The organism is Nocardia sp. NPDC059154 (assembly GCF_042755705.1).
Lineage (GTDB): Bacteria > Actinomycetota > Actinomycetes > Mycobacteriales > Mycobacteriaceae > Nocardia.
In genome coordinates, this window is the sequence record NZ_JBHZCS010000049.1 from 1 (window position 1) to 25,345 (window position 25,345).

Sequence of the window (25,345 nt, forward strand, 5' to 3'; positions counted from 1 at the left end):
AACCCGTTTCCGCCACTGCCTTCGGTGGTCGCCGCGCTCGACGACTGCCTCGGCAAGGCGAACCGGTATCCGGAATTCCTGCCCCGGCGGCTGCCGCGGCTGATCGCCGACCACCTCGGCGTCTCGGCCGACCAGGTGGTGGTGGGTTCCGGCGCGACCGGGGTGGCCATGCAGATCATGCAGACCCTCCCCCGCGCCGGAACCGAATTCGTGTACGCCACACCGACCTTCGACGGTTACCCGATCATGGCGACCATGACCGGGCTGCGGCCGGTGGCGGTGCCGCTGGACGGCCACGGCCGCCAGGACCTGTGGGCCATGGCCCGCGCGGTGAACGAGCGCACCGGGCTGATCGCGGTGTGCCGTCCGCACAATCCGACCGGAACCGTGCTCCCGGCCAGCGAAGTCAAGGCGTTCCTGTGTTCCGTCCCACCCCGCGTGCCGGTGATACTGGACGAGGCGTACGTCGAATTCCTCGGCGCGAGCGACTCTCTCGACGCCGTCGAGCTGGTCGACCGCCACCCCAATGTGCTGGTGCTGCGCACCTTCTCCAAGGCCTACGGACTGGCCGGGCTGCGCATCGGCTACGCGTTCGGAGCGGCGGAACTGGTGCACCGGGTGCATCGGCTGCAACTGCCGTTCGGGGTGCCCGCCCTCGCGGTCGCCGCGGTGCGCGCGTCCTATGCCGCGGAAGCCGAACTGGGTGAACGGATTCTGCGCATCACCACCGAGCGCGAACTACTGCGCACCGAACTGCGGCGCGGCGGCATCCGGGTGCCGCGCAGCAGCGCCAACTTCCTGTACCTGCCCGGCCGCGATATCGCGCCCGCGCTGGCGCGCGCCGGGATCGTGGCCAAGCGCTACCCGGACGGCAGCGCCCGCATCGCGGTGGGCGATCCCGGATCGGACCGGGCCGTGCTGCACGCGCTGGCCGCCCGGCCCTCGGCGGGCACCCGTTCGCTGCGGCGCGACGACAGCCGGCTGCTCTCGCTCACGGCGCGCTACGAGCCCACCGCTGCGCGAGGGCGGCACACGTGATCAGCTGAATCTGGTGGAACATCATGAGCGGCAACACGACCAGTCCCACCGAGTGCCCCGCGAACAGCACCGTCGCCATGGGCAGCCCGGTGGCCAGGCTCTTCTTGGATCCGCAGAACACCACCACGATCCGGTCGGCACGATCGAATCGCACCGCCTCGCCGAGGAATCCGGTCGCCACCAGCACGATGGCCAGAATCGCGCAGCACACCACGGCCAGCAGCAGAATCCGCCACGGCGACATGGCATGCCAGATGCCCTCGACCATGCCCGCGCTGAAGGCGCTGTAGACCACCAGCAGGATGGACCCGCGATCCACCAGCTTGGTGGGCTCGGCGTAGCGGGCCAGGAAACCCTTGACCTTCGGCCGGATCAGCTGGCCCAGGAAGAACGGCACCAGTAGCTGCAGCACGATGTCCACCACCGCGGACGGGTCCACACTCGCCTGCCCGGTGGTGTTCATCAGCAGGATCACGAGTGCGGGAGTCAGGAAGACGCCCAGCAGGTTCGACACCGTGGCGCTCACGATCGCGCCCGCCACATTGCCTTTGGCAATGGAGGTGAAGGCGATCGACGACTGCACCGTGGACGGCACCAGGCACAGGAACAGCACACCGGTGTAGAGATCGCTGGTCAGCACGTGCGGAACCAGCACCCGGGCGGCGAGACCGATCACGGGAAAGAGCACGAAGGTGCAGACCAGTACGGTCAGGTGCAGTCGCCAGTGCTTGAGGCCCGCGATCGCCTCCTGCGGCGCCAGGCGCGCGCCGTAGAGCAGGAACAGAAATCCGATGGCGATCTTCGTCAGCCAGCTCACGACCTCGGCCGCCTCGCCCCGAGCCGGGAAGATACTGGCGAGGACGACCATCGCAAGGATCGACAGGATGAACCCGTCTATGTAGAACTTGCTGAGAAATCGCACCGAAACAGGCTAAACACCATGCTTCCTTGGGATAACACAGCACCCGCGCTGCCGCGATACTGGTGGTGATCGACAGTCACGACGACTCCCGAGGTGGAATCGCCATGGTCCTTCGGACCGACGCGGCCGCGGCCGCAACCGATACGTGGGGGATATCCGGCCCGGCCTTCCTCCTGTTCTATGTCCTCGCCGGCCTTTCGGCCATCGCCTTCGGCTACGCACGGCGCGCGGCGGTGATGCGCGCGGTCGACCCGGCCTGGCCGCCGGCCGGGCCGCTGCGCCCCAGCGAAACCGCCATGCTGGTCGACGACCGGCGTCCGGTGCTGGCCGGGCTGGCGCAATTGCGCGGCCACCAGATCATCGACTCCGCCGGCGCGCCGGTCCGGCCGCTGACCGCCGCCGAGGAACAGCAGCTGGATCCGATCTCCCGCGCGCTGCATGCACACCTGCACAGATCCGGGCAGGCGCGGATGCCCGGCATGCTCGTGGGAACGGCCGGGGTGTCGATGGCGATGCGCGGCGACCTCACCGAGCGCGGCTATCTGTTCGGCGAGAAGCAGCGAAAAGCACTGCGGACAGCGCGGTTTCCGCTCTTCGTATTGCTCGTGCTCGGACTGGTCCGGCTGATCGCGGGCGCGGCCACCCATCATGCGGTCGGCTTCCTGGTGTTCGCCATGATCGTGCTGGCGGTCCTCACCGTCGCGGTGGGCCGGCCGCCGCGCCTGACACAGCGCGGCCGCGACGCCCTCGCCGCCGCCCAGGCCGGCAACCGGCACCTGCGGCCCGCCAACTCGCCCGCCTATTCCGCCTACGGACCCGACAGTGCCGCGCTCGCCGTCGCGCTCTACGGCGGGCTGGTGTTGTGGACCCTCGACCCGGCGCTCGCGGGGGCAGCCAGCGTGGTCGCAGGTGGCGGCGGTGGCGGGAGTGACGGCAGCTCCTGCGGCAGCGACAGCGGAAGCACCTGTAGCAGTAGCAGCAGCAGTTGCAGCAGCGGCAGTAGTTGCGGCAGCAGCAGCAGTTGCGGCAGCAGCTGCGGAGGAGGCTGCGGGGGATGACCGGTTCACCACTTCCCGAGGGGTCGCTGGGCATCGGCTGGCGGCGCGAGATCTGCGGTCTGGTGGCGGCGCTGGAGGGCATCGGATTCTGCGAGGTCATCGCGGAAACGCTGGCGCCCAGGGATTCCGGCGGCCGGGCCGGCGCGTTCCTCCGGCGCGGTCGCGGGTCCCGGCCCGGTGTCGACGTGCCCGAGGAGCTGGCCGCGCTGGTGGCCCGGGGCATTCCCGCGGTGCCGCACGGTATTTCGCTGTCGCTCGGCGGTGCGGAGTCGGTGGACGACCGGCGGGTCGCCCATCTCGCCGACTGCGCGCGGGCCCTGGGTTCGCCGCTGGTGAGCGAGCACATCGCCTTCGTGCGCGCGGGCGGCCTGGAGGCCGGGCACCTGCTGCCGGTGCCGCGCACCCGCGAGGCGCTGGACGCCCTGGAGCGCAATATCTTTCGCGCGAGCCGGCAGTTGGATGTGCCGCTGGCGGTGGAGAACATCGCGGCGCTGTTCGAATGGCCGCACGGCGAGTACACCGAGGCGGAATTCCTGCAGGAGCTCGTCGAGCGCACCGGCGTCCATCTCCTGCTCGATATCGCGAATGTCTATGCCAATGCCCGCAATACGTCACGTGATCCGCTCACGGAGCTGTCGCGCCTGCCCGCCGAGCGGGTGGCCTACTGCCACATCGCGGGCGGCCACGAGTCCGGCGGCCGCTATATCGACACCCATGTCCATCCCGTCCCCGCCGAGGTGCTGGCCCTGGTCGCCGAGTTCACGGCCGGCCGCGCCGTCCCCCTCATGCTGGAACGCGACGGAAACTACCCGCCCGCAGCCGAACTCACCGCCGAACTGAACGCCATCGCCACCGCCTCCGGCCGCCCGCCCATCACCCTGCGCCCGGAGGCGATCCCGGCATGACCATCGAATCGGCCCGGACGGCAGGGACACTCGCCGAACAGCAGGCGGCCGTGGTGCGCGCGCTGGTCGCCGGCGCGCAGCCGCCGCCCGGTTTCGACGCGGACGATCTCGCCGCCACCGCGCACGGCCTGCTGCACAAGCGGGCCGAGGAGGCGGCGCGGCGGTTCCCGCGCCTGGCGCAGGCCGCCGGGCCCGACTTCCGGGCCCGCTACCTGGGCTGGGCGCGCATCCGGCCGAAGACCACCACCAGCGAGGACGCCGCCGCCTTCGCCCGCGACCTCGGACTACCCGATCCGCGGCCGCAACCCGGCAGGCGGCCACGGTGGCCCGGCCGCCGTGGACGATGATGCGTGGGTGGCCTTCCTCACGCGCGATCCACACCACGGCTACCGGCCGAACCCGGCCCCGGCGACCCGGACGGCCAGCCGGATCCTGCTTCGATTCGGGCCGGCACGCTGGGATTTCGTGCTGCGGCAGACGGTCCTCGCGCCCGGCGGGCAGTCCGGGTGGCACTACCACGACGGGACCCTGTTCGTGCTGGTCACCGGCGGTGCGCTGGATCATCCGAAGGCCGATTGCACCCCGGTCACCATCCGGCCGTGGCGGGTCTTCCGGGAGCCGAGCGGTCCCGGGCACGCGCACCTGGCCCGCAACAGCGGCCCGCGACCGGTGAAACTGACCGTCTTGTACGTGAATCCGAAGGGGAGCCCGCTCGCGCGCAGCATTCCGCCGCCCGCGTGCGCGGGCGAACCCTCGGCAAGTGATCCGGATCATTGAGGCAAGCTGGGCCCATGATCGAAGTCGTCACCGTCAGCACCGAGCAGGAACTAGCCGACGCCTATGCGGTGCGCATGAAGGTCTTCGTGGACGAGCAGGGCGTGCCCGCGGACATCGAGATCGACGAACTCGACGAGACGGCCGATCATTTCCTGGCCCGGCTGGACGGCAGGCCAGCCGGGGCCGACAAGGAGGGTACGTCCCCACCACCCTCCACCCAACCGACCTCCAAAAACTGCCCCCCCTTCCCCCCCACGACGGAACACGACGCCCCCCCGGGGCCGGGCGGTTGATCGTACGGGACGGTGTCGGGGTGCTCGGGCGGCTGGCGGTGCTGGCGGACACGCGCGGCACCGGGCTCGGCGTGGCGCTGGTGCGCGCCATCGAGGAGCGGGCGCGCGAACGCGGCCTGGGCGCGGTCGAACTGCATTCGCAGACCCACGCGCAGGGCTTCTACGAGAAGCTCGGGTACGAGGCGTACGGCGAGATCGGCATGGACGCGGGCATCCCGCACATCTGGATGCGCAGGTCGCTCACGAACTGAGACTAGGCGGTCTCGAACCTAGGCGGTCTCGCAGGCGTCCCGCAGCGAGCACGCGCCGCAGGCGCTGCCGCAGCCGCCGACCTTCTCCTCCGGGAACGCGGTGGCGAGCGCCTTCTCGGCGGCGGCCGCACCGGCGCCGAGGGTGAACACCGCGATGACCACGGCCACCACCGCCACGACCAGGGCCGCGATGCCGCCGGCGACCAGCGCGACCGCGCCGGCGGCCGCGAGCAGCAGCCCCGCCACCACGGAGGTCGGCGCGGCCACCCGGTTGGCCAGCTCGAAGGATTCCTCGGACTTCACCGCGGCCTCGGAGTGCACCCCGAAATACCGGTTGCCCGGCAGCGTCCCGGTGAATCCGAGCACGCCCGTGACCACGGCCACAACCGCGAGGACAAAGAGGATCAGCGCCACGACGAACACCCGGTAAACGGTACCCCTACCCTTTTTGGGCTCGGGTGAGGCTACGTTTTACCCTGGTGAGCGACCTTATCGGGGATTGGCTGGACAAAGAAGGCAGGACCGTGCAGGACACCCGTGCATCCGAAACACCCACCGCGACCGCGGATGGGGGCGGCGACGTTCCCGCACACCGCTACAACGCCGACCTCGCCGGCCGCATCGAACAGAAGTGGCAGGGCAACTGGCAGCAGCGCGGTACCTTCTACGCGCCCAACCCGGTCGGTCCGCTGCAGGGCGAGACCCCGGCCGACAAGCTGTTCATCCAGGACATGTTCCCCTACCCGTCGGGTGCGGGCCTGCACGTCGGTCACCCGCTGGGCTACATCGCCACCGATGTCTTCGCCCGCTACCACCGCATGCACGGCCGGAATGTGCTGCACGCCCTGGGTTATGACGCCTTCGGCCTGCCCGCCGAGCAGTACGCGGTGCAGACCGGCGCGCACCCGCGCGACACCACCATGGCGAATATCGCCACCATGCAGCGGCAGCTGGACCGCCTGGGCCTGGGCCACGACCGCCGCCGCACCTTCGCCACCACCGATCCCGAGTACTACCGGTGGACGCAGTGGATCTTCCTGCGCATCTACAACGCCTGGTACGACACGGGCCTGGGCAAGGCCCGGCCGATCGCCGATCTGATCGCCGAATTCGAGGCCGGCAAGCGGGAAGCCGTCGCGGGCCGCGCCTGGAACGAGCTGTCCCCGTCCGAGCGCAATGCCGCCATCGACTCCCATCGCCTGGTCTACCAGACGGATTCGATGGTCAACTGGTGCCCGGGCCTGGGCACCGTGCTGTCCAACGAGGAGGTCACCGCGGACGGCCGCTCCGAGCGCGGCAACTTCCCGGTGTTCCGTAAGCGCCTGTGGCAGTGGATGATGCGCATCACCGCCTACTCCGATCGCCTGGTCGACGACCTGGACGAGCTGGACTGGCCGGAGAACGTGAAGGCCATGCAGCGCAACTGGATCGGCCGCTCGCGGGGCGCGCAGGTCAAGTTCGAGGCCGGCGCGGATCTGATCGAGGTCTTCACCACCCGCCCCGACACCCTGTTCGGCGCGACCTACGTGGTGCTGGCCCCCGAGCACGAGCTGGTCGGCAAGCTGACCGCCGCCACCTGGCCGTCCGGCACCGACGCGCGCTGGACCCTCGGCAATGCCGACACCCCCGTGGAAGCCGTTGCGGCCTACCGGAAGTCGATCGCCGCCAAGTCGGATCTGGAGCGCCAGGAGAACAAGGAGAAGACCGGTGTCTTCCTGGGCACCTACGCCACCAACCCGGTCAACGGCGCACGCGTGCCGATCTTCATCGCCGACTATGTGCTGAGCGGCTACGGCACCGGCGCGATCATGGCCGTCCCCGGCCACGACCCGCGCGACTGGGACTTCGCCACCACATTCGGCCTGCCCATCATCGAGGTCGTCGCGGGCGGCGATGTCGCGGAGGGGGCCCACGCCGGTGACGGTGTCATGGTGAACTCCGGCTACATCGACGGCATGGACATCGAGTCCGCCAAGGCCAAGGTGATCGCCGAACTGGAGGCCAACGGCCACGGCAGGGGCACCGTCCAGTACAAGCTGCGCGACTGGCTGTTCGCGCGTCAGCGCTACTGGGGCGAGCCGTTCCCCATCGTCTACGACGAGGACGGCGCGCCGCACGCGCTGCCGGAATCCATGCTGCCGGTGCGTCTTCCGGAGATGGACGACTTCGCGCCGGTCACCTTCGACGCGGACGACGCCGACTCCGAGCCGTCCCCGCCGCTGGCCAAGGCCACCGACTGGGTGCACGTCGAACTGGACCTGGGCGACGGCGTCAAGAAGTACCGCCGCGACACCAATGTCATGCCCAACTGGGCGGGCAGCTCCTGGTACCAGCTGCGCTACGCGGACCCGACCAATACCGAAACCTTCTGCGCCCCCGAGAACGAACAGTACTGGCTGGGCCCGCGCACGGCCGAGCACGGCCCGAAGGATCCGGGCGGCGTGGACCTGTACGTCGGCGGCGTCGAGCACGCGGTGCTGCACCTGCTGTACGCGCGCTTCTGGCAGAAGGTGCTCTTCGACCTGGGTGACGTGTCCGGCTCCGAGCCGTACCGCCGCCTGTTCAACCAGGGCTACATCCAGGCCCACGCCTACACCGACGCGCGCGGCGCCTACGTGCCGGCCGCGGAGATCGTGGAACGGGACGGAAAGTTCTTCTGGACCAATGCCTCCGGCGTGGAGGAGGAGGTCTTCCAGGAGTACGGCAAGATCGGCAAGTCGCTGAAGAACGCCATCTCCCCCGACGAGATGTGCGATCTGTACGGCGCCGACACCTTCCGCTTCTACGAGATGGCGATGGGCCCGCTGGACACCTCGCGGCCCTGGGCCACCAAGGATGTCGTGGGCGCGCACCGCTTCCTGCAGCGCGTGTGGCGACTGGTGGTGGACGAGGAGACCGGCGCGGTGAAGGTCACCGACGGCGAGCCGTCGGCCGAGGCCCTGCGCCTGCTGCACAAGACCATTGCCGGTGTCGACGACGACTACGCCAACCTGCGCGACAACACCGCGGGCGCCAAGCTCATCGAGCTGACCAACTTCCTGACCAAGAACTACGGCGACGGCGCGCCCCGCGCGCTGGTGGAACCCCTGGTCCTGATGCTGGCCCCGATGTCCCCGCACGTGGCCGAGGAACTGTGGGAGCGCCTGGGTCACACCACGGCCCTGGCCCACGGTCCCTTCCCGGTCGCGGATCCCGCACTGCTGGTGGCGGATTCGGTCGAGTACCCGATCCAGGTCAACGGCAAGGTCCGCAGCCGCGTCAGCGTCGCCGCCGACGCCGACCAGGCCGCGGTCCAAGCCGCCGCGCTGGCGGACGAGAAGATCGCGGAACTGCTGGGCGGCAAGGCGCCTCGCAAGATCATCGTGGTGCCCGGCCGTCTGGTGAACATCGTCGCCTGAGGTGACCGCGTTCGGCCCGGTGCGCACCGCGCACCGGGCCGAATTCATGTGCGGCGCAGTCCTACCGGGGTGGGATCAGGACGTCGTCGAGGGTCACCAGCTGCAGGCTGCGTTCCCGGATGATGTCGGTGAGCTGGTCGTAGAGGTGGGTGACCGTCGGCCGGTTGGCGTGACCGATGACGATGGACTGGGCCCGGAACCACTGGCGCGCGGCATCGAGGAGCATGCCGTCGTTGATCACCGGATTGGTGTCGTTCAGGGTGCCGTACCACATGGTCGGCACGGTGTAGCCGCAGTCGGCGGCCACGGCGTCGACGCTGCCGTTGTGGTGGCCGTAGGGCGGGCGGTAGTAGGGCGTGCCGTCGGTGCCGTACTGGTTCCAGAGGAAGTCCTTGCACCGCTCGAGCTGGTCGGCGATGGCGCCGCCGGACAGCTTGGTCAGGTCCGGGTGGTCCCAGGTGTGGTTGCCGAGCTGGACCTGGCCCGAGTCGACCAGGGGGCGCAGCACATCCCGATGGTCGAGCCAGCCGGGATAGTAGGCGGTCACGAAGAAGGTCAGCCGAGCCCCGGTGTCCCGGGCGAAATCGATGAAGCCGCGGATGGTTTCGGAACTGGCGCCGTCATCGATGGTGAGCGCCATATGGTTTCCGGCACCGGGCAGCGCGGTGATGGTGCCCGGCCCGATCGGCGTCTTGGGTCCGAAATCCGGTGTCACCTGCGGTATCCCGGGCAGCTGGGGAATGATCCCGCTGCCGGATCCGGTGTCGAAGGGGAAGTCGGCGCGCGATTCGCCCGTGCCCAGCAGGGTGGCGGCCGTACCCGCCGCCAGCATCGTCAGCAGCCGTCGTCTGTCCATTGCGACCCTCATTCAATTCACTACGGTTGAAACTTCCGCTCCCCGGCGAAAACCGGCTACGTCGGCGAGACCAGCACATCGTTGAGCGTCACCATGGACAGGTTGCGCTCCCGGATGATCTCGGCCAGACGGTCGTAGCAGTGCGTCACGGCGGGATGATTGGCATGTCCGATGACAATGGCCTGCGCGTTGAAATACTTTCGCGCACACTCGATCAGGTAGTCCTCGGTAATGACACCGGAGTCGGACAGCGAGCCGTACCACATGGTTGGGACGGTGTATCCGAGATCCGCTGCCACCTTGTCGACCGTAGCATTGTGGCGGCCGTAGGGAGGACGGAAATACGGCGTCCCGTCCACGCCGAAGGTGTTGCGCAGGAACGTCTTTGCCTGGGTGAGCTGCGTGGCCACCTCGGTGGCGGACAGTTTGGTGAGATCCGGGTGGTCCCAGGTGTGATTGCCCAGCTGGATCTGCCCGGCGTCCACCAGCGGCCGCAGCTCGGCCCGGTGCGTGGTCCAGGAGTCGTAATTCGCGGTGACGAAGAAGGTGAACCGCGCGCCGGTGTCCTTGGCGAATTTGATATACGCGCCGACCACGGCCGGATCGGCGCCGTCGTCGACGGTGAGTGCCAAATCGTTGCCGGTGCCGGGCAATCCGGTAATCGTCCCGGCGGGAATGCGGGATTTCTGCGCGGCCGGCGGCGCGGCGAGCACCTTCGGAGTCGGTGCCGTCGACGGCGTTCCGGCGGATCCGCTGATGCGTGGCGTCACCTTGTGGGAGGGGCCGGACTCCACAGAGCAGCCGGTCAGCGCCGCCGCAGTGCCCGCGGCGAGCATCACGAGCAGCTGTCGTCTATCCATCTCTGTCGTTCACTCCGAAGATATATATTTCTCTGCCTCGCCTCCCTCGCAGGGCCTACCCGTTATATCTACGCGCCGTGAACTGAGCACCAATTCTGTGCGAAATGATCGAAATTCAGGACGGAATTTAAGGCTGCTCTCAGTGTGGGATGGGGCGCAGCACGATTTCGGTGGGATGCGCGTCACGCGGGGTCTCGACGGCCTGCCGCACGGCACGGGCAACCGTTTCGGCCCTGAGGAATTCGCCCGGCCGGTACTCGCGGTCCTCCCCCGCGATGATCTCGCGCTGCATGTCGGTGTCGATGCGCCCGGGATGCACCGAGGTCACCCGCAGCGCGGGCTCCTCCAGGCGCAGTGCGTCGCCGAAGGCGCGCAGCCCGAACTTGCTGGCCGCGTACACGCCCCAGCCCGGATTGGCCCGCAGCCCGGCTCCCGAATTGATCAGCACCACATGGCCGTTGGCGGCGCGCAGCGCCGGCAGCAACACCCTGGTCAACTCCGCGACCGCGATCAGGTTGGCTTCCAACGTATTCCGCCACTGCGCCACCGAGGAATCGGCTATCGTTCCCAGGTCGGCGATTCCGGCATTGTGCACCAGTACATCCAGCCGTTCGATGCCCGCTACGGCGCGCGCTACGGCGGCGTAGTCGGTGAGATCCACCGGCCATCCGGCGCTGCCGGGCAGTTCACGCAGTATCGGTTCCAGGGCCCGGGGCGTGCGCGCGCCCAGCAGCAGCCGATGCGTGGGCGCCAGTTCGCGGGCAATGGCCGCGCCGAGCCCCCGGCTGGCTCCGGTGATCAGCGCGGTCGGCTGGTCGGTGCTGGACTTCGCGGAATTCGCCATGTGATGACCGTAACCGCGTTACCTCGGCCTGCGATGCTCCGGTCGGGCACACCACCGCTAGCTGATCCACGAGAAGGCGAACGAAGTGCAATCTGGCGATCAGGACCCACCCGTCCATCGCGCATACCTGCGGGTGGGGGCGCAGAATAGGGCGATGACACACCCGGGATTCACGCCCACCCAGCTCGCGGCCCGCGCCGCCTACCTGCTGCGCGGCAATGACCTGGGCACCATGACCAGCGCCGCGCCCAAGCTGTATCCGCACATGTGGAGCTGGGACGCGGCCTTCGTGGCGGTCGGCCTGGCCCCGCTCAGCGTGGAGCGCGCCGCGCTCGAACTCGACACCCTGCTCTCGGCGCAGTGGCGCAACGGGATGATCCCGCACATCGTCTTCGCCAATGGCGTGGACGGCTACTTCCCCGGACCCGCGCGCTGGGAATGCCGCCGCCTGGCCGCCGACGCCCCCGACGGCCCGGACACCTCGGGCATAACCCAGCCGCCCGTGCATGCCATTGCGGTGCAACGGATTCTGGATCACTCCCGCCGGCACGGCCGCAGCACCCGCGCGGTCGCCGAGGACTTCCTGAACCGGCGCTGGCCCGATCTGATGCGCTGGCACCGCTGGCTGGCCTACGCCCGTGACCCCAAGCAGCACGGCCGGATCACGCTGTACCACGGCTGGGAATCCGGCATGGACAATTCGCCGCGCTGGGATCGCGCCTACGAGAACGTGATTCCCGGTCCGGACCTGCCGCCCTACGAGCGCGCCGACACCCAGGTGGTGGGCGATCCCACACAGCGGCCCTCGGACCGCGAGTACGACCGCTACCTGTGGCTGGTCGAGCAGATGCGCCGGGCCGGCTACGACGACTACCAGCTGGCCTCGACCATGAGCTTCGCGGTCGAGGACGTGTTCGTGACCGCCATCTTCGCGCTGGCCTGCGATGTGCTGGCCAATATCGGCGAGGACTACAAGCAGCCGCACGCGGATGTGCGCGAGCTCTACGAGTGGGCCGACTACTTCCGCGCGGGCGTGGTCGCCACCACCGACGCCCGCACCGGCGCGGCGCGCGACTTCGATGTGCGCGCGGACCAGTGGATCGACACCGAGACCCTGGCCCTCTTCGCACCGCTGCTCAGTGGCGGGCTGCCGCGCGATGCCGAACGACGGCTGCTGCGCCTGTTCGAGGGCCCGCGCTGGTGCGGGCATCCGGATCTGCGCTACGCGCTGCCGCCCTCGACCTCCCCGGTGTCCAGGGACTTTCGCCCACGCGAGTACTGGCGCGGGCCGGTGTGGCCGGTGATCAGCTGGCTGTTCTCCTGGGTCTTCGCCCGTCGCGGCTGGGCGGAACGCTCGTTCATGCTGCGCGCCGAGGGGCTGCGGCAGGCCAGCGACGGCAGTTTCGCGGAGTACTACGAGCCCTTCACCGGCGAGCCGCTGGGCAGCATGCAGCAGTCCTGGACCGCCGCGTCGGTGCTGGACTGGCTGGGCTGATTCGAGTTAACGATTGGCAAACATCACCGCCCTGCCTTCCCGGCCATAGCGGGCGATCGGCCTAGCCTTTCGGGGCATGACCGGACGCAGCCTGATGAAAGCGCTAACAGTCGCAGCTACAAGCATCCTCATGGCAACCCCGGTTGGGGTGGCCGCCGCCGATATCGACGGCCCAGATGTGGCCTCCTGGCAACACCCGGGAGGCGGGGGCATCAACTGGTTCGCGGTGCGCGGAGCCGGATACGAGTTCTCCATGCTCAAGGCCACCGAGGGCCTCAGCTACGTGAACCCGTTCTTCGTGCAGGACAGCCTGGCCATGCGGGTGGCCGGAGTCGCGCGCGGCACTTACCATTTCGCGCGCCCGAACCTGCCGCCGGAGCCCCAGGCCGCCTTCTACTCGACGATGGTGCTCGGCCAGAACGGGATGCTCGACCTACCGCCGGTGCTGGACCTCGAAGACTCCGGCGGGCTGCCGCCCGCCGCGCTCATCGACTGGACCCACCGCTATCTCAACACGGTCCGGGCCCTGACCGGCCGTATGCCGATCATCTACACCTATCCCCGCTTCTGGCAGACGGCCATGGCCGACACCAATCAGTTCACCAACTACCCACTGTGGATCGCCGACTACCGGGGCAATGACAAGCCCGAGGTGCCGGGCGGCTGGCCGGCGTGGACGTTCTGGCAGACCACCAGCTCGGGCAATATCCCCGGCATCGGCGGAGCCGTGGACCTCAATGTCTACAGCGGCGCCCAGGGTGATTTCGCGCGCTTCGCGAACATGCCCTTCAGCGGCAGCAGTTAGCCGCACCCGCAGGCGCGGTGATCCCCGCCCCTGGCGTCGTTCACAGCACCTGCGACAGGAACTGGCGCAGCCGCGGGGTTTCGGCGTTCTCGAAAAGCGCCTCGGGCTTGCCGGTTTCGACCACCTGGCCGTGATCCATGAACACCACCTGGTCGGAAACCGAACGGGCGAAGCTCATCTCGTGGGTCACCACGATCATGGACATCCCGCCCCCGGCGAGCTCGGACATGAGCGCGAGCACGCCCTTGACCAGTTCGGGATCCAGGGCCGAGGTGGCCTCGTCGAAGAACATGATGTCCGGCTTCATGGCCAGCGCCCGCGCGATGGCCACCCGCTGCTGCTGACCGCCGGACAGGTTGGCCGGGCGCACATCCGCCTTGCCGGCCAGGCCGACCGCCTCCAGCTGCTGGACCGCCAGCGTGCGCGCCTGCTCCTTGGACAGGCCGTGCAGTTTGCGCGGGCCGAGCGCGATATTGTCCGCGACCGTCATGTGCGGGAACAGGTTGAAGTGCTGGAACACCATGCCGATCCGCTGCCGCAGCCGGTCCGGGTTCTCGCCCAGCACCGACTTACCGCCGAGCAGGATGTCGCCGGAATCGGGTTCGTGCAGGCGGTTGAGCACCCGCAGCAGCGTGGATTTGCCGGAGCCGGACGGCCCGATCACCGTGGTGGTCTTGCCGGCATCCACGTGCACGTCCACGCCGCGCAGAATCTCGTTGCGGCCCAGCGTCAATCGCAGGCCGGTGCCGGTGAGGGAGGCACTCATGCTCCACGCCCTTCCGTGATGACGGCCTGTTCGACCGGGTCCGCGGGATCGTGCCCGCCCTGGGGACGGCCCTCGCGCATGCGCTTGTCGATGTAGTTGACGAGGTGGGTGAGCGGCACCGTCAGCAGCAGGTACATCAGGCCCGCCGCCACCAGCGGCGACAGATTCCCGGTCTGCGCGTTGAGATCCCGGCCCACCGCGAACAGTTCGCGCTGGGTGGCCAGCAGGCCCAGGAAGTAGATGAGCGAGGAATCCTTGATCAGCGCGATGAACTGGTTCATCAGCGCGGGCAGCACCCGGCGCACGCCCTGCGGGATCACCACCAGCGTCATGGCCTGCCGGTAGCCGAAACCGATGGCGCGGGCGGCCTCCAGCTGTCCGGCTTCCACCGACTGGATGCCGGAGCGGAAGATCTCACCGATGTAGGCGGCGGCCAGCAGCGCCAGCGCGATCGCGCCCAGCCAGTAGGGATTGTTGCCGGTGACGTTCTTGACCACCGGTCCCACGCCCAGGCCGATGATCAGGATGATCACCACGGCGGGCAGGCCGCGGAAGATGTCGGTGTAAACCCGTGCGGGCCAGCGCAACCAGCGGGTGCGGGAGATGCCCGCCACCGCGAGCAGCATGCCGAGCACGCTGCCCAGCAGGCCCGAGACCAGCGCCAGGATCAAGGTATTGGGCAGACCGGTCTTGATCAGGTCCGGGAAGGCCTTGCGGTACAGCGACCAGTCGAAGAAGGTGTCCTTCAGCTGCTGCAGCGTGGATTTCGGTTGCACCGCGCTGTTGTCGGGCCGGTTGCCCACGTTCTCGGCCGCGATCTTGGCGAAGTCCGGCAGCTGTGGCGCCGCAACGGCTTTGGAGCCCGGCTTCCAGCCCGGCGGCAGCTCCCGCGGCACCCAGTCCTCGTACAGCTTGGCGTAGGTGCCGTCGGCGATCACCGCGTCCAGCCCGGCATCGAGCGCGTCGGTGAGCGGCTGATTGCCCTTGCGCACCGCCCAGGCGGTGAAGTTGTTGACGCTGAAGGTGTTCTGCACGATCGAGGTCGGATCACCCGGCTTGATGGCGCCGATGGCCTGCTGCGACGGCGCGACCCAGGCATCGATCTGGCCGGTCTTCAGATTCGCGTAGGCGGTGTTGTAGTCGGGGAACTTCACCGGGTCCAGGTGCAGTTCGTTGACGACGTACTCGTCCTGCACGGTGCCCTGCACGACGCCGACCCGATTGCCCCGGTGCAGACCCGCGAAACCCTTGATGGCACTGCCGTTCGGCACCACCAGCGAGAAGTAGCCGAAGTCGTAGCCATTGGTGAAGTCGACCAGCTGCCGCCGCGCGTCGGTGGTGGTGATGCTGGAGGAGCCGATGTCGAAGCGGCCGTTGGCGACCTGGGCCAGCAGGCCGGCGAACTCGGTGCCGGTGAACTCCACCTGCAGGCCGAGCTTCGCGCCGATGGCCTTCAGCAGCTCGTTGTCGAAGCCGGTGAACACGCCCTTGGAGTTGACGCAGATGCTCGGCGGCGCGTCGGAGAGGGTGCCGACGCTGAGCTTGCCGGGCGTCAGCAGGCCCAGCTTGCTGATATCGATCTTGGCCGGCGGCTCGGTGGTGGCGGTGGTGAACCGGTCCGCGCCCGCGTTCTGCTGCCCGGAGGCCAGATTGGTCGGTGCGGCGCTGGCCGCGGCCTGGCCGGGCGGCGAACACAGATCGCGATCATCGGCACCGGCACTGCCCGCGAGCGTCGCGATGCCGAGCAGACCGACCAGCACAACTCCTGCCAATGCCGGCAAGCGCGGGGGACGATCTGGGCGCTGCCGCAAGGAAACCATGGCAGACCACCCTAGTGGGGGTGGTCTGCCAGGCCAGAGTTAGCCTCGGCCTGATTCGGCGGAAATCACAGTTCAGGCGCGTCCCTACCGCTGATTGAAGCCGTCCCGCCAGGCCACGGCCTCCTGGATCCGGCTCATGTCGTAGTCCGGCCCGCCCGAGCTCACGGTGAACAGTGTCACGCCCGCGTCCGCGTAGCCCTCCACCTGATCCAGGCCCGGCCAGGCCACGGACTTCTCGATGGCGGTGGGGTCGGTGCCGACCTCGGCGCAGTGCTCGCCCAGGATGCCGATCTTGCGCTGCAGCTCGCCGATGTCGGAGAAGCTGTGCCAGATATCGCCGTACTGGGCGACCAGCCGCAGCGTCTTCTTCTCGCCGCCGCCACCGATCAGGATGGGGATGTCGCGCACCGGCTGCGGGTTCAGCTTGGCCAGCCGGTCGGTGAGGCGGGCCATGGAATCCTTCAGCAGCGCCAGCCGACTTCCGGCCGTGCCGAATTCGTAGCCGTACTGGTCGTAGTCCTTCTGGAACCAGCCCGCGCCGATACCGAGAATGAGGCGCCCGTTGCTGATGTGGTCCACGGTGCGGGCCATATCGGCCAGCAGATCCGGATTCCGGTAACCGCCGCCGGTGACCAGCGCGCCGAGCTCCACCCGCTCGGTCTGCTCGGCGATGGCGCCCAGCATGGTCCAGCACTCGAAGTGCGCGCCCTCCGGGTCCCCGTACAGCGGATAGAAGTGGTCCCAGTTGAAGACGATGTCGACGCCGATGTCCTCACACCGCCGCACCGCGTCCCGGATCAATCCATAGTTGGGCGCGTGCTGCGGCTGCAACTGAACTCCGATACGAACCGGTCGGCTCATGAGGTGCTCCTCCGTCGGTGATCACTGCGCCCCATTCTGCCCCTCGGCTACGCTCTGGGCCGACCCTCTACTACGGATCGTCCGGCACGTTCCTGCCGGTGAAGGGAAGTGTGAAACCGTGGCAACGGTGACTTTCGACCAGGCCACCCGGCTCTACCCGGGCTCGGCCAACCCCGCCGTCGATGCCTTGAACCTGGAGATCGCCGACGGCGAATTCCTGGTTCTCGTCGGCCCTTCCGGCTGCGGCAAATCCACCTCGCTGCGCATGCTCGCGGGGCTCGAGGAGGTGAGCGACGGCCGAATCCTGATCGGGGACAAGGACGTCACGCACGCCGAGCCCAAGGAACGCGATATCGCCATGGTGTTCCAGAACTACGCGCTCTACCCGCACATGAGCGTGGCCGAGAACATGGGCTTCGCGCTGAAGATGGCCAAGGTCGCCAAGGAGGAGCGGCAGCAGCGCGTGCTCGAGGCCGCCAAGCTGCTCGACCTGGAGCCCTACCTGGACCGCAAGCCCAAGGCCCTGTCCGGCGGTCAGCGCCAGCGCGTGGCCATGGGCCGTGCCATCGTGCGCCAGCCACAGGTCTTCCTCATGGACGAGCCGCTGTCCAACCTGGACGCCAAGCTGCGCGTGCAGACCCGCACCCAGATCGCCCAGCTGCAGCGCCGGCTCGGCACCACCACCGTCTATGTCACCCATGATCAGGTCGAGGCCATGACCATGGGCGACCGGGTGGCGGTGCTCAAGGACGGGCTGCTGCAGCAGTGCGCCTCCCCGCGCGACCTGTACCGCGACCCGGCCAACCTGTTCGTCGCGGGCTTCATGGGCTCGCCCGCCATGAACCTGTTCACGCTGCAGGTCGGCAATGGCTCGGTCACGCTGGGCGGCTGCCCGCTGCCGTTGCCGCGGTCGGTGGCGGCGGCCACCGGCGAGCGGGTGGTGGTCGGCATCCGGCCCGAGCACCTCGACTCGGTCGGCGACGGGGCCGGGATCGCCATGGAGGTGGATGTGGTCGAGGAGCTGGGCTCCGACGCCTACATCTACGGCCGCACCCTCGGTGACGGGGAAACCATTGTGGCGCGCGCGGATTGGCGCAACCCGCCCGCGAAGGGCACCAAGCTCGCGCTGGTCGCGGACTCGGACCACACGTACTTCTTCCACCCCGAGGACGGACGCCGCCTGAACTGACCTTCGGTCAGTTCCAAGGGGTTCCGGGGGCCGAGCCCCCGGGCCCCCTTATTGACGGGCGCGGGGGCTCCGCGTCTGCTTCCGCCGCCATTCGTCGTTCACCCGGATGCGCAGATTCTCCAGGGGGACTTCGTTTCCCGACGCGCTGCGCAGTTCCGCGCGCACGGGTTCGCCCGTGGCATCCTCGAGCCGCTCCAGTGGCGCGGTGCCGTTCTGCAGGTACTTGTCACCCCACTGCCACAGCGCCACGACCGCGGGCAGCAGATCCAGACCCATCGGGGTGAGCACGTATTCGTTGCGGGTGCGCTTGCCCTCTTCCTGGTAGGGCCGCTTCTCCAGCAGTCCCGCATCGACCAGTTTGCGCAGCGCGCTGGAAGCCGCCGCGTCGGTGATGCCGATCCGCGCCGCGAAGCCGTCGAACCGCGTCGTGCCGTAGTACGACTCGCGCAGGATGAGGATCGCCGAGCGCGTCCCGACGATGTCCATCGCCTTCGCGATCGAACAGGCCTCGGGCTTCCACGAGCCCAGATCGCTGAGTTTTCCCTCCAGTACTGCCGACATGACACACATCATACAACGCTGACTTGCCTTCACTATGGTCAGCTCCTACTCTGACTTTAGAGCGATCAAGTCAGACGCCGTTGTCGGACTCGAATCCGGGGCGGCGCGCCTGGAAGGAACGTCATGAGAGACGCAGTCATCGTCGAAGCGGTCCGCACCCCCATCGGCAAGGGCAAGGCCACCGGCGCCCTGCACGGTGTGCACCCCGCCGATCTGCTCGCCCACAGCCTGCGGGAGGTGGTGCGGCGCACCGAGATCGATCCGGCCCTGATCGACGACGTGATCGGCGGCGTGGTCACCCAGGTCGGCGAGCAGGGCTCCAACCTCACTCGTCGCGCGGCCCTGGCCGCCGGCTATCCCGAATCGGTCCCGGCCACCACCGTGGACCGGCAGTGCGGCAGCAGCCAGCAGGCCATCCACTTCGCCGCCCAGGGCGTCATCGCGGGGGCCTACGACATCGTGGTCGCCGCGGGCGTGGAGTCCATGAGCCGGGTTCCCATGGGCGCCAACCTGATCGGGGCCGAGGACATCGCGGGTGCCGGCTTCGCCGAACGCTACCCGGAGGGCCTGGTACCGCAGGGCATCAGCGCCGAACTCATCGCCGCCAAGTGGGGCCTGAGCCGCACCCAGCTCGACGAGTTCGCCCTCGCCAGCCACGAGAAGGCCGCCGCCGCAACCAAGAACGGCTCGTTCGAGGCCCAGCTCGCCCCCTACGCCGGGCTCTCGCACGACGAGGGCATCCGCGTCGGCAGCACGCTGGAGGCGCTGGCCGGGCTGCGACCCGCCTTCTACAGCGAGGAGATGGCGGCCCGTTTCCCGCAGATCGGCTGGAACATCACCGCCGCCAACGCCAGCCAGATCAACGACGGCAGCGCCGCCACCCTCATCATGACCAGTGAACGCGCCGCCCAGCTCGGACTGCGCCCGCTGGCCCGGCTGCACAGCTTCTCCGTCGCCGGCGACGACCCGCTGCTCATGCTCACCGCGGTCATCCCCGCGACCCGGAAGGTCCTGCAGCGCTCCGGACTCGAACTCTCCGACATCGACCTGTTCGAGGTGAACGAGGCCTTTTCCTCGGTGGTCCTGGCCTGGGCGCAGGAGACCGGGGCCGACCTGTCGAAGGTCAATGTGAACGGCGGCGCCATCGCCCTGGGCCACCCCCTGGGCGCCTCCGGCGCGCGGCTGGCCACCACGCTCGTGCACGCCATGCACGAGCGCGGCGCCCGCTACGGCCTGCAAACCATGTGTGAGGCAGGCGGTCTCGCCAACGCCACCATCTACGAGCGCCTCTGACCCGGTCCGGGCGGCCTGGCAATCCGCGGCCGTGATCGGCGGTCGCCGCTACCCGGCCACCCTTCCAGGATGCCGGGTGCTGGGCAGCAGCGCTGGAGGTCAGTTGACGGCGGTGGCCACCAGGATGTGCCCCGCCCCGCCCGCGACGAGAATCACGGGCAGCGCCATCGCGGTCCAGATCCAGCCCCGGCGGCCCGTCATGGCTGCCACCGAGGCCAGCACCAGCGCGCCGACCAGGGCCAGGAACATGCCCCCACCGCCGATCAGCAGGCCCCACAGCGCCGATGCGGGTGGGCGGATCACCACGCACTGCACCGAGAAGTCCTTCTTCGCGGTGCAGCGATTGTGGATCAGGTCGAACAGCTTCGCGAACAGGTCGTAGGCCCAGCCGAAGGCCATGGCGACCCCCGCCAGATACAGCACCGCCGAGATCAGAATATCCTTGCGGTGCAGCGGCTTACGATCCGGCGCGGCACTCGGCGGTGCCGCCGCGGCCGCCTCCGCCGGGGGCAGTGTGGCGGGCATGGTCCGATCGGCCTCGCCGGGCGCCTGCGCGGAACCGCCGCCGACCACGTACTGCGGACCCGAAGCCCACGGCTCCGGCAGCGCCTCGGTGCCCATGGGCGGCGGGACCACTCCGCCGGGCGGCGAGTAGTTCCCGCTCGGCGGGCGGGGGGAATGCTGCTGCGGCCCAAGGGAGCTCACGGGCGCCTGCCCCGGATGACCGGGACCGGCGGGCGATCGTGGTGCGCCGCCCGACACCGAGTGCGGGCGCGGATCCTGCGGCGAACCGACCGGTCCGCCCGGCCGCGGCGGGGCACCGGCATTCCCGTGAGCCTGGGGCGGTACCGGCGGTGGTGGGCTCTGCCGCCCGGCCTTGGGCACGGTTGGCCCGGCCGGGTCCATCGCGCCGGGCCGCGGCGCACCGGCGGGCGGCTGCGGTGGCGCGGGCGGTGGGGGCGGACCCTGGCGGCTCCCACCGGGCAGGGTCGGTCCCGCCGCATCGATCGGTTCCCCGGACCGCGAGCCCGGCGCGGGTGGCTGCGAACGTCCGGGTCGCTGCGGCGATCCCGGACCCGCGGGATTCCGTGGTCCCCCCGGCGGCGCGGGCGCGTGTGGCTGACCCGGCGCACGCGGCGGAGCCGGGGAGAAGCCGGGATCGGACGGAGAATGATCGTCGCGGCCCGGACGGCGGGGCTCGTTGGGCGGGTTCATGTTTGCGGTCTCCCCCAAGGCGCAGGTCTATGGAGCCGGGATCGGCTTCATTCGGCATTGTCGCCGGGCCCGGGCCGCGCCGCCACCTCTTACCGGAACGAGGCGGTGAGTAGGGTGCGGTGGATGAGCGACAGCGGCGATGCGGTGGATTTCGAGTCGGCGGTGGTCTACGCGATTCCCATGCGAACCCGGTTCCGCGGGATCACCGTTCGCGAGGGCATGCTGATTCCCGGTCCCGCCGGCTGGGGTGAGTTCTGCGCCTTCCCCGAGTACGACGACCGCGAGGCGGCGGCCTGGCTGGCCACCGCGGTCGAGCAGGCCGCGGCCGGATGGCCGGATCCGGTCCGGGATCGGATTCCGGTGAACTGCATCGTGCCCGCGGTCGGCCCGGAGCGGGCGCGGGAGATCGTAACCGGATCGGGCTGCCGCACAGCCAAAGTGAAGGTCGCCGACCATCCGGATTCCCTGGCCGAGGATCTGGAACGGGTGGCGGCGGTCCGCGAGGCGCTCGGGCCGGACGGCGCGGTGCGCGTCGACGCCAATGCGGTCTGGGATGTGGACACCGCGGTCGACCGGATCCGGCTGATCGACCGCGCCGCAGGCGGTTTGGAATACGTCGAGCAGCCCTGCCGGACCGTCGAGGAGCTGGCCGCCGTCCGCAGGCGGGTGGACGTGCGCATCGCCGCCGACGAATCCATCCGCCGCGCCGAGGACCCGCTGCGGGTGGCGGTGGCGGGTGCGGCCGACGTCGCCGTCCTGAAATGCACTCCGCTGGGCGGGGTCCGGCGCGCGCTGGAGGTCGCCGCGGCCGCCGGACTCCCCTGCCTGGTGTCCTCGGCCCTGGAAACCAGTGTGGGCCTGGCCGCCCAGGTCGCCCTCGCCGGCGCTCTCCCCCACCTCGACTTCGCCTGCGGCCTCGACACCCTGTCCCTGCTCACCGGCGATGTGGTGACCGAGCCGCTGCGCCCGGTGAACGGCTACCTGCCCGTCCCGCGCACCGGGCCGGCACCCGATCCGGACCTGCTCGAGCGCTACCGGCACCCCGACCCGGAACGGACCGACTGGTGGCGGCAGCGCCTGGCCCGGGTCCGGAAACTTCTGCCCTGATCAGGCAATTCGCACGCCGCACGAATACATGGTGGTGCGCAGCAGCAGCGCGGCCTCCGGCCCGATGACGCCGTCCGTCAGTTCGAGGTAGCGACCGCAGAATTCGGGCCCGTGCGGCGCGACCCCGGTGTGCTCCGGCTCGAGGTGGTGGGCGAGTTCGTGCAGGATCACCAATTCGCGCAGGGCCCAGGCGGTTCCATGGGCGTGCAGCGGCACCGCGAGCACCGAACCGGCCGTCTCGTAGTGCGCCGCCTGCGCCCCGGCGCGCGCTCGCACCGTGACCGGCCGCGCCGCCGCGTCCCACCGGGCGCGCACCCAGTTCAGCGCGAGTACCCGATCCACGTACGCCTGTACCGATTCCACCGACGCGAACCGCCGCTCGATCGGCAGCGTGAGATGGGACCCGTGCACTTCGACGGTTCGTGCGCCGAATTCGTCGGCGCGATCGAACATTCCGCGCACCAGCCCCTCGGCGTCGTACACCCGGGACCGCTGCGCATCGCGGACGGCCATGCGCGCGTTCGCTATTCGCCCGCGCCGCGGGGCAGCTGTCCCCGCACGCCGCCCAGCTCCGGCGAATCACCCAGCCGCGCGGCCTTGCCCGCCCGGTCACCGGCCCGCCGCGCGGCCGCCGAGTACCCGGCCGAGGCCTGCGGGCCGCGCCAGGTACCGCGCGCCTCGGAGGTCCGGGTGTAGAAGTCGGTGAGCGCGAGCTCCTTGTCGCGCAGGGCGAGCGCCGTTCCGGTGGGCACGGATTCGGCGGCGTCGGCCCGCACCGCCTCGGTCTCCACATCCGCCTTGACCTCGGCCAGGCGGCGGCCGATGCGGGCGGCGAAGGCCATCTGGAAGTTCAGGCGCGCGGTCACCGCGGCCACCGGCACCTCCACCGGCCGGTGGAAGGTGCGGCCGTAGCGGCGCTCGATCACGACCTTCTCGGTGGTGGCCGAACGGTAGGCGCCGGACTTGATGTACTGGTCGGAGGCACGCACCATCTGGATCAGCAGGCTGGTGTAGAGCGCCTCGCAGGTGTCGATATCGGTGTCGAATCCGTAGGCGTACACCGTCGTCGACGATCGGGCCACATCGCAGCGCACGTCATTGGCCGCGGCGATGGCCACGAACAACTGCACATAGGTTCGCAGCCCGCGCTTTCCGGCCGCGCCGATCGGAATCACCCGCTGCGCCGGCGTGGGCCGCCGCTCCCGATTCGCGATATGTGCCCGCGCCACCGCCAGATCCACCGACGAGCTGGTCGCGAGCCGCTGCGCGGCGGCCAGGAAGGCCTCAGCCTCGTGCTCGTTGTCGGTCGATTCGGCCTGCCGCAGCAGTCCCCCGATCCGGGTGAGCTTCTTGTCTGTATCCAATGGCCCTCCGCTTCGCTCCGGGCGGGTTCGCGGCCCCGAGGTCTCGATTCTTCCCTCCTCCGCTCCTCCGCTTCGCTCCCCCGCTCCAAGGCGGAGGTCTATTCCAGCCGCAGTCCAGAATCGAGACGGCCGCGAACCTCTGGGATGATCAACAAGGTAGCCCCGGCGGACGATAGCGTCACCATGTATCTTGCCTTGTGCACCCCCGGCTGAGTGTGCCACTGGTCACTCATCAACCCTGGAGTATCCGCGATGGCTTTGAAGAAGGTGTCGTCCCTACGATCGACGCTGGTTCCGCGTGCCGTGCTGGCCGTGACCTCGGCGGCATTGCTGACGGCGACATTCGCCAGCGGTTGCTCCAGCAGCAACAGCGGCAGCAACTCCACCGCCGAAAACCTCACCGGCCGTGGGCCGATCACCTATGTCGAGGGCAAGGACACCACCGAGACCGGCGCCGTCAAGCAGCTCATCGAGCGCTGGAACGCCGCGCACCCGGACGAGAAGGTGACCTTCAAGGAGCAGTCCAACGACGCCTCCCAGCAGTACGACGACCTGGTGCAGCACCTGCGCGCCAAGGAATCCGACTACGACGTGGTGGCACTCGACGTGCCGTGGACCGCGGAGTTCGCCGCCAAGGGCTGGATCCAGCCGCTGAAGGACTCCTTCTCCATCGACACCTCCACGCTGCTGTCGCCGCCGGTGGCCTCGGCCACCTACAACGGCACGCTGTATGCGGCCCCGCGCAACACCAACGGCGGCCTGCTGTTCTACCGCAAGGACCTGGTGCCCGAGCCGCCCAAGACCTGGACCGAGCTGCTGGCCGACTGCCCGAAGGCCAAGGACGCCGGAATCGGCTGCTACGCAGGACAGTTCGCGCAGTACGAGGGTCTGACCGTGAACACCGCCGAGGTCATCAACGCCTTCGGCGGCAGCTTCGTCGGCTCCGACGGCAAGACCCCGACCGTGAACAGCCCGCAGGCCAAGCAGGGCCTGCAGACCCTGGTCGACGCCTACAAGAACGGCGACATGCCGAAGGAAGTCATCACCTTCAAGGAGCCGGAGTCGCAGAACGCCTTCGTCACCGGCAAGGTCATGTTCATGCGCGGCTGGCCGTCCTCCTTCGGTGAGGCGGGCTCCGACGCCTCCGCGGTCAAGGACAAGTTCGGGGTCGCCCCGCTGCCCGGCAAGGACGGCATCGGCGCGTCCACCCTCGGTGGCTACAACGCCGCCATCAGCGCCTTCTCCAAGAACAAGGCCACCGCGCTGGACTTCCTGCGCTTCCTGATCAGCGAGGACGCCCAGCACATCGTGGCCGCCGGCGCGCTGCCGCCAGTGCGGGCCTCCGTGTACGACGATCCGGCCCTGATCGCCAAGATGCCGTACCTGTCCGCGTTGAAGGACTCCATCGCCTCCGCGGTGCCGCGGCCGGTGACCCCCTTCTACCCGGCGGTGTCGAAGGCCATCCAGGACAACGCCTATGCTGCGATCACCGGAACGGAATCTGTCGACGCCGCGATCGATGCCATGCAGAAGGGCATCGAAACCGCCGGATCCTGAGCCGCGCTCGCACCCGATGCGCGCACCACGATCCATCGCGTAGCCCCGTAGGAGAGAAGAAAAGGTGTCACGTCCTTCGGGAGCGACCGATGTCGCGCCGCCACCCGACC

General features: G+C 69.3%; 26 protein-coding genes. 14 read left to right on the plus strand and 12 right to left on the minus strand.

Translation table 11 applies throughout. The annotated features are described in order from the left end of the window. A partial coding sequence (locus ACFXN1_RS33910) for an aminotransferase class I/II-fold pyridoxal phosphate-dependent enzyme (RefSeq protein WP_379463759.1) occupies positions 1-1,038 on the plus strand: 1,038 nt, incomplete at its 5' end. Here the strand turns inward: ACFXN1_RS33910 and ACFXN1_RS33915 are convergent. Continuing rightward, positions 992-1,960 (minus strand): bile acid:sodium symporter family protein, encoded by a 969-nt coding sequence (locus tag ACFXN1_RS33915; RefSeq protein ID WP_364609476.1) that lies wholly within the window; start codon positions 1,958-1,960, stop codon positions 992-994. The two genes, ACFXN1_RS33910 and ACFXN1_RS33915, sit on opposite strands and share 47 nt — an antisense overlap. Before the next feature lie 104 nt (positions 1,961-2,064). Between ACFXN1_RS33915 and ACFXN1_RS33920 the strand changes: the two genes are divergently transcribed. The 6 genes from ACFXN1_RS33920 to ACFXN1_RS33945 are packed head-to-tail and all read left to right on the plus strand — an operon-like array spanning position 2,065 to position 5,244. Further along, the gene (locus tag ACFXN1_RS33920) at positions 2,065-3,018 is read left to right on the plus strand and encodes a TIGR04222 domain-containing membrane protein (RefSeq protein ID WP_379435456.1); all 954 of its coding nucleotides are present in this window, start codon (positions 2,065-2,067) and stop codon (positions 3,016-3,018) included. Beyond that, positions 3,015-3,923, plus strand: a complete 909-nt coding sequence (locus ACFXN1_RS33925; RefSeq protein WP_379435457.1) for a DUF692 domain-containing protein — start codon at positions 3,015-3,017, stop codon at positions 3,921-3,923. The genes ACFXN1_RS33920 and ACFXN1_RS33925 overlap by 4 nt, the downstream gene beginning before the upstream one ends. Then, positions 3,920-4,270 carry a hypothetical protein gene (locus ACFXN1_RS33930; protein ID WP_379435458.1) on the plus strand — a complete coding sequence of 117 codons (351 nt, stop codon included), beginning with the start codon at positions 3,920-3,922 and terminating at the stop codon, positions 4,268-4,270. The genes ACFXN1_RS33925 and ACFXN1_RS33930 overlap by 4 nt, the downstream gene beginning before the upstream one ends. Then, a complete protein-coding gene (locus ACFXN1_RS33935) occupies positions 4,260-4,700 on the plus strand; it encodes a hypothetical protein (protein WP_379435459.1) in 441 nt (146 codons plus the stop codon). Before ACFXN1_RS33930 ends, ACFXN1_RS33935 begins: the two co-directional genes overlap by 11 nt. 14 nt (positions 4,701-4,714) lie before the next feature. After that, the gene (locus ACFXN1_RS33940) at positions 4,715-4,993 is read left to right on the plus strand and encodes a GNAT family N-acetyltransferase (protein ID WP_379463760.1); all 279 of its coding nucleotides are present in this window, start codon (positions 4,715-4,717) and stop codon (positions 4,991-4,993) included. Continuing rightward, complete coding sequence (locus ACFXN1_RS33945) at positions 4,990-5,244, plus strand: GNAT family N-acetyltransferase (RefSeq protein ID WP_379463761.1); 255 nt, start codon at positions 4,990-4,992, stop codon at positions 5,242-5,244. Before ACFXN1_RS33940 ends, ACFXN1_RS33945 begins: the two co-directional genes overlap by 4 nt. 18 nt (positions 5,245-5,262) lie before the next feature. Here ACFXN1_RS33945 and ACFXN1_RS33950 read toward each other — a convergent pair whose 3' ends face one another. Continuing rightward, positions 5,263-5,667, minus strand: a complete 405-nt coding sequence (locus tag ACFXN1_RS33950; RefSeq protein ID WP_379435461.1) for an SdpI family protein — start codon at positions 5,665-5,667, stop codon at positions 5,263-5,265. 101 nt (positions 5,668-5,768) lie between these two features. On the opposite strand from ACFXN1_RS33950, the gene leuS reads away from it, so the two are divergent. Then, a complete protein-coding gene (gene leuS / locus ACFXN1_RS33955) occupies positions 5,769-8,642 on the plus strand; it encodes a leucine--tRNA ligase (RefSeq protein WP_379435571.1) in 2,874 nt (957 codons plus the stop codon). A 61-nt stretch (positions 8,643-8,703) separates the two neighbouring features. Here the strand turns inward: leuS and ACFXN1_RS33960 are convergent, their stop codons facing one another. The 3 genes from ACFXN1_RS33960 to ACFXN1_RS33970 form a co-directional block, all read right to left on the minus strand. Continuing rightward, complete coding sequence (locus tag ACFXN1_RS33960) at positions 8,704-9,498, minus strand: polysaccharide deacetylase family protein (RefSeq protein WP_379435462.1); 795 nt, start codon at positions 9,496-9,498, stop codon at positions 8,704-8,706. Between the two features lie 56 nt (positions 9,499-9,554). Further along, positions 9,555-10,358 (minus strand): polysaccharide deacetylase family protein, encoded by an 804-nt coding sequence (locus ACFXN1_RS33965; RefSeq protein WP_379435463.1) that lies wholly within the window; start codon positions 10,356-10,358, stop codon positions 9,555-9,557. 139 nt (positions 10,359-10,497) lie between these two features. Continuing rightward, positions 10,498-11,202 (minus strand): SDR family oxidoreductase, encoded by a 705-nt coding sequence (locus ACFXN1_RS33970; RefSeq protein WP_379435465.1) that lies wholly within the window; start codon positions 11,200-11,202, stop codon positions 10,498-10,500. A 154-nt stretch (positions 11,203-11,356) separates the two neighbouring features. Between ACFXN1_RS33970 and ACFXN1_RS33975 the strand changes: the two genes are divergently transcribed. Together ACFXN1_RS33975 and ACFXN1_RS33980 are read left to right on the plus strand one after the other, a co-directional pair. Beyond that, positions 11,357-12,697 (plus strand): glycogen debranching protein, encoded by a 1,341-nt coding sequence (locus tag ACFXN1_RS33975; protein ID WP_354841085.1) that lies wholly within the window; start codon positions 11,357-11,359, stop codon positions 12,695-12,697. Positions 12,698-12,791: 94 nt separating this feature from the next. After that, positions 12,792-13,502 (plus strand): glycoside hydrolase family 25 protein, encoded by a 711-nt coding sequence (locus ACFXN1_RS33980; protein WP_379435573.1) that lies wholly within the window; start codon positions 12,792-12,794, stop codon positions 13,500-13,502. Positions 13,503-13,542: 40 nt separating this feature from the next. On the opposite strand, the gene ACFXN1_RS33985 is transcribed toward ACFXN1_RS33980, so the two are convergent. The 3 genes from ACFXN1_RS33985 to ACFXN1_RS33995 all read right to left on the minus strand — a co-directional run bounded on the left by ACFXN1_RS33985 (position 13,543) and on the right by ACFXN1_RS33995 (position 16,949). Then, positions 13,543-14,268: an amino acid ABC transporter ATP-binding protein gene (locus ACFXN1_RS33985; protein WP_379402948.1), complete on the minus strand. Its 726-nt coding sequence runs from the start codon at positions 14,266-14,268 to the stop codon at positions 13,543-13,545. Continuing rightward, positions 14,265-16,088: an ABC transporter substrate-binding protein/permease gene (locus tag ACFXN1_RS33990; protein WP_379435466.1), complete on the minus strand. Its 1,824-nt coding sequence runs from the start codon at positions 16,086-16,088 to the stop codon at positions 14,265-14,267. The genes ACFXN1_RS33985 and ACFXN1_RS33990 overlap by 4 nt, the downstream gene beginning before the upstream one ends. 84 nt (positions 16,089-16,172) lie before the next feature. Then, positions 16,173-16,949 carry an LLM class F420-dependent oxidoreductase gene (locus ACFXN1_RS33995; RefSeq protein ID WP_379435468.1) on the minus strand — a complete coding sequence of 259 codons (777 nt, stop codon included), beginning with the start codon at positions 16,947-16,949 and terminating at the stop codon, positions 16,173-16,175. 118 nt (positions 16,950-17,067) lie between these two features. On the opposite strand from ACFXN1_RS33995, the gene ACFXN1_RS34000 reads away from it, so the two are divergent. After that, positions 17,068-18,138 (plus strand): ABC transporter ATP-binding protein, encoded by a 1,071-nt coding sequence (locus tag ACFXN1_RS34000; protein ID WP_379435470.1) that lies wholly within the window; start codon positions 17,068-17,070, stop codon positions 18,136-18,138. A gap of 48 nt (positions 18,139-18,186) precedes the next feature. On the opposite strand, the gene ACFXN1_RS34005 is transcribed toward ACFXN1_RS34000, so the two are convergent. Beyond that, entirely contained in the window at positions 18,187-18,699 is a 513-nt protein-coding gene (locus tag ACFXN1_RS34005; RefSeq protein WP_379435471.1) for a winged helix-turn-helix transcriptional regulator, read from the minus strand. A 123-nt stretch (positions 18,700-18,822) separates the two neighbouring features. Between ACFXN1_RS34005 and ACFXN1_RS34010 the strand changes: the two genes are divergently transcribed. After that, complete coding sequence (locus tag ACFXN1_RS34010) at positions 18,823-19,992, plus strand: thiolase family protein (RefSeq protein WP_379384284.1); 1,170 nt, start codon at positions 18,823-18,825, stop codon at positions 19,990-19,992. Between the two features lie 99 nt (positions 19,993-20,091). On the opposite strand, the gene ACFXN1_RS34015 is transcribed toward ACFXN1_RS34010, so the two are convergent. Further along, complete coding sequence (locus ACFXN1_RS34015; protein ID WP_379435473.1) at positions 20,092-20,697, minus strand: hypothetical protein; 606 nt, start codon at positions 20,695-20,697, stop codon at positions 20,092-20,094. A gap of 633 nt (positions 20,698-21,330) precedes the next feature. On the opposite strand from ACFXN1_RS34015, the gene ACFXN1_RS34020 reads away from it, so the two are divergent. Beyond that, positions 21,331-22,314: an o-succinylbenzoate synthase gene (locus ACFXN1_RS34020; protein WP_379435474.1), complete on the plus strand. Its 984-nt coding sequence runs from the start codon at positions 21,331-21,333 to the stop codon at positions 22,312-22,314. On the opposite strand, the gene ACFXN1_RS34025 is transcribed toward ACFXN1_RS34020, so the two are convergent. After that, positions 22,315-22,827, minus strand: coding sequence for a TIGR04338 family metallohydrolase (locus ACFXN1_RS34025; protein ID WP_379435476.1), 513 nt, complete (start codon positions 22,825-22,827; stop codon positions 22,315-22,317). Between the two features lie 11 nt (positions 22,828-22,838). Then, on the minus strand, positions 22,839-23,678 hold the full coding sequence (locus tag ACFXN1_RS34030) for a DUF2786 domain-containing protein (protein WP_379435477.1): 840 nt from the start codon (positions 23,676-23,678) through the stop codon (positions 22,839-22,841). Between the two features lie 252 nt (positions 23,679-23,930). On the opposite strand from ACFXN1_RS34030, the gene ACFXN1_RS34035 reads away from it, so the two are divergent. After that, positions 23,931-25,235: an ABC transporter substrate-binding protein gene (locus tag ACFXN1_RS34035; protein ID WP_379437230.1), complete on the plus strand. Its 1,305-nt coding sequence runs from the start codon at positions 23,931-23,933 to the stop codon at positions 25,233-25,235. The last annotated feature ends 110 nt before the right edge of the window (positions 25,236-25,345 follow it).

Bases quoted from the DNA above. Each gene is read 5' to 3' on its own strand.
- ACFXN1_RS33940 (WP_379463760.1), top strand. From the start codon at position 4,715: ATGATCGAAGTCGTCACCGTCAGCACCGAGCAGGAACTAGCCGACGCC.
- ACFXN1_RS33980 (WP_379435573.1), top strand. From the start codon at position 12,792: ATGAAAGCGCTAACAGTCGCAGCTACAAGCATCCTCATGGCAACCCCG.
- ACFXN1_RS34005 (WP_379435471.1), bottom strand. From the start codon at position 18,699: ATGTCGGCAGTACTGGAGGGAAAACTCAGCGATCTGGGCTCGTGGAAG.
- ACFXN1_RS33990 (WP_379435466.1), bottom strand. From the start codon at position 16,088: ATGGTTTCCTTGCGGCAGCGCCCAGATCGTCCCCCGCGCTTGCCGGCA.
- ACFXN1_RS33925 (WP_379435457.1), top strand. From the start codon at position 3,015: ATGACCGGTTCACCACTTCCCGAGGGGTCGCTGGGCATCGGCTGGCGG.
- ACFXN1_RS33995 (WP_379435468.1), bottom strand. From the start codon at position 16,949: ATGAGCCGACCGGTTCGTATCGGAGTTCAGTTGCAGCCGCAGCACGCG.
- ACFXN1_RS33970 (WP_379435465.1), bottom strand. From the start codon at position 11,202: ATGGCGAATTCCGCGAAGTCCAGCACCGACCAGCCGACCGCGCTGATC.
- ACFXN1_RS33960 (WP_379435462.1), bottom strand. From the start codon at position 9,498: ATGGACAGACGACGGCTGCTGACGATGCTGGCGGCGGGTACGGCCGCC.
- ACFXN1_RS34035 (WP_379437230.1), top strand. From the start codon at position 23,931: ATGGCTTTGAAGAAGGTGTCGTCCCTACGATCGACGCTGGTTCCGCGT.
- ACFXN1_RS34010 (WP_379384284.1), top strand. From the start codon at position 18,823: ATGAGAGACGCAGTCATCGTCGAAGCGGTCCGCACCCCCATCGGCAAG.
- ACFXN1_RS33930 (WP_379435458.1), top strand. From the start codon at position 3,920: ATGACCATCGAATCGGCCCGGACGGCAGGGACACTCGCCGAACAGCAG.
- ACFXN1_RS34025 (WP_379435476.1), bottom strand. From the start codon at position 22,827: ATGGCCGTCCGCGATGCGCAGCGGTCCCGGGTGTACGACGCCGAGGGG.
- ACFXN1_RS33920 (WP_379435456.1), top strand. From the start codon at position 2,065: ATGGTCCTTCGGACCGACGCGGCCGCGGCCGCAACCGATACGTGGGGG.
- ACFXN1_RS33965 (WP_379435463.1), bottom strand. From the start codon at position 10,358: ATGGATAGACGACAGCTGCTCGTGATGCTCGCCGCGGGCACTGCGGCG.
- ACFXN1_RS33985 (WP_379402948.1), bottom strand. From the start codon at position 14,268: ATGAGTGCCTCCCTCACCGGCACCGGCCTGCGATTGACGCTGGGCCGC.
- ACFXN1_RS33975 (WP_354841085.1), top strand. From the start codon at position 11,357: ATGACACACCCGGGATTCACGCCCACCCAGCTCGCGGCCCGCGCCGCC.
- ACFXN1_RS34020 (WP_379435474.1), top strand. From the start codon at position 21,331: ATGAGCGACAGCGGCGATGCGGTGGATTTCGAGTCGGCGGTGGTCTAC.